The organism is Bradyrhizobium sp. USDA3010 (assembly GCF_056429065.1).
Map to the genome: position 1 here is coordinate 1 of NZ_JBWJZD010000115.1, position 1839 is coordinate 1839.

General features: G+C 60.8%; 4 protein-coding genes. 2 read left to right on the top strand and 2 right to left on the bottom strand.

Annotated features, from left to right (window positions below; translation table 11 throughout):
* Window positions 1-91 precede the first annotated feature (91 nt).
* Complete coding sequence (locus tag AC066Y_RS43140) at window positions 92-289, bottom strand: hypothetical protein (RefSeq protein ID WP_478279032.1); 198 nt, start codon at window positions 287-289, stop codon at window positions 92-94.
* Window positions 290-394: 105 nt separating this feature from the next.
* On the bottom strand, window positions 395-718 hold the full coding sequence (locus AC066Y_RS43145) for a hypothetical protein (protein ID WP_478279124.1): 324 nt from the start codon (window positions 716-718) through the stop codon (window positions 395-397).
* 193 nt (window positions 719-911) lie between these two features.
* On the opposite strand from AC066Y_RS43145, the gene AC066Y_RS43150 reads away from it, so the two are divergent.
* On the top strand, window positions 912-1427 hold the full coding sequence (locus AC066Y_RS43150; RefSeq protein WP_478279125.1) for a hypothetical protein: 516 nt from the start codon (window positions 912-914) through the stop codon (window positions 1425-1427).
* Complete coding sequence (locus tag AC066Y_RS43155; RefSeq protein ID WP_478279126.1) at window positions 1424-1717, top strand: hypothetical protein; 294 nt, start codon at window positions 1424-1426, stop codon at window positions 1715-1717. The genes AC066Y_RS43150 and AC066Y_RS43155 overlap by 4 nt, the downstream gene beginning before the upstream one ends.
* Window positions 1718-1839: the final 122 nt, after the last annotated feature.

Consider the following 1839-nt stretch of genomic DNA (forward strand, 5'->3'; position numbering starts at 1 on the left):
GCAGTATCCACGCGACGAAAGTGCAGGGCCATTTCAACCCTCCACTAGGAGAGGTCCAAGCTTGTCCTCCGCGGTTATCCAGATGAACGCTTTAACCTGCTTTTGTGCGATCGGCCGCTTCAGCCTCGCGCGCCAGCCGTTCCGCCTTTAGGCGCTCCCGATTGTCGTGGAGTGCTTTTTGCGCTTTCGCATATTCGGTCAAAGCTTTCTTCGCTTCGGCTTGTCTGAATACCTTGCGGGCTTCGCGTTCCGCTGCCGTAGGTGCCCGCCGTTCTCGGTCACTGATCATCGTTGACCTCCCATTTTGGGCTCAATAGTCAACGCGCAGAGACTCGGTTTTGATCCTATTGGCTTGGGGGCTGACAGGGGACGGCGGCGGCCATGCCGAAACTGGTCAAGTTGAGTTTCGGTCGCGTCTGACTTTCTGAAACTCCTCCGGTCCTTTGATGAGCCGACGCTTACGACTGGCTTGATCGTCCGGGCTGGCCGCAGGGTCGGTAACCTTGTCGATTGCTTTGCTCGCCAGTTCGCGGGCGCGCTGCTTTGGGTCTTCCCGGCCTTGCTCTTCGCGCTCATCAGGCAGGGGCTCGGTCGGTACGGTCAACCCGATCTCGACCAGCCGGCGGATGGCTTCGGAGCGGCTTGGCGCGTCGCCCTGCTGTTCTGCCCAGCCATCAACAGCGGCGCGCAAGTCCTCCGACAAGCGAATAGCCGTCACCGGATCTTGCCCTGTGGCAGGACGCCCAGGGCGTTTCCGTACTACGTTTTTCTTTGACGGTTTCATAAAAACGTACTACACTTATTGAGCTTGAAAAACAAGCGGTCCGCCGCAGCGCTTGCAACACTGCGACAGGCTTGGCCTAACCTATGAGGTGATTCATGGCTCAGGTTGATTCGAGAATAGCATAGCTATGCCCGCCGCTACGGAGCCAGCTGGTGAGCCTTATTTCCGAACCGACATTTCCCCGGAGGCGGTCTTCGTCGCCATAGGGGAACTCCGCAATGAGGCCCGGGATGAGATAGACCGGCTCATCCGGTTTTTGGACGATACCGACGACCACATGGAGCTGGAGCCGGACGATGACGAGCCGTCTCTCGGCACCCAGGAGGCCTTTCCCAGCATGGGCCGGGGCGGACGCGGCGACGATCGCGAGCCCGATCTTGGCAGCTTCGACCGCATGCTGAACCAAGAGCACTGCAACCGGCAGCGCCTCGGCGAAGATGGAGTCGAAGTCGACGCCGAGCAGGACTCGGCCGACCTTGAACCGAGCCTTGGCGGCCTGGATCACAACCATACCCAAGAGCGATGGGCCGCAGGCGGTCGCCGTGACCTCGAGGCCGACCCCGCCGAATTCGGCGTCGGCGATCACGACGGGCTGCATGAGCAAGCCGGTACCAATGACTGGCAGATGGGGGCGATGGCATGAAAGCGCAGTCTTGGCATCGCCGTCACGCGATTCAGATGGTCGCGCAGCTTCCCGAGGGCACAGAGGATGCGCTGATGGTGCTGCGGCTTTCCGAGCAACTGGTAACGGCCTCTCCTCCTCGTCGACGAGGAGGAGAGGAAGGTGGCTCCCGTGATCGCTTTGATCGGAGGCAACGACTGCGCCTGATCCGGTCGAAAAAAAGTAACGCCGCCGGGCTCGAAATGCAGCGTCCCGGCGGCGGCCTGTTCTTCCAGCCCTGGGCCCTGAAATCCCCAGTGGTGATGTTCTAGCCCGTCTTATTCATGATTGCCGGGCGGGGCAGCTGGAACATTTCCGGTCGGGGTGAAGGCGCGCGCGAACGCTTCGGCTTTTTCGCCGCTTTTCGACCCGACTTCGTGAACGCGTTGGAGGA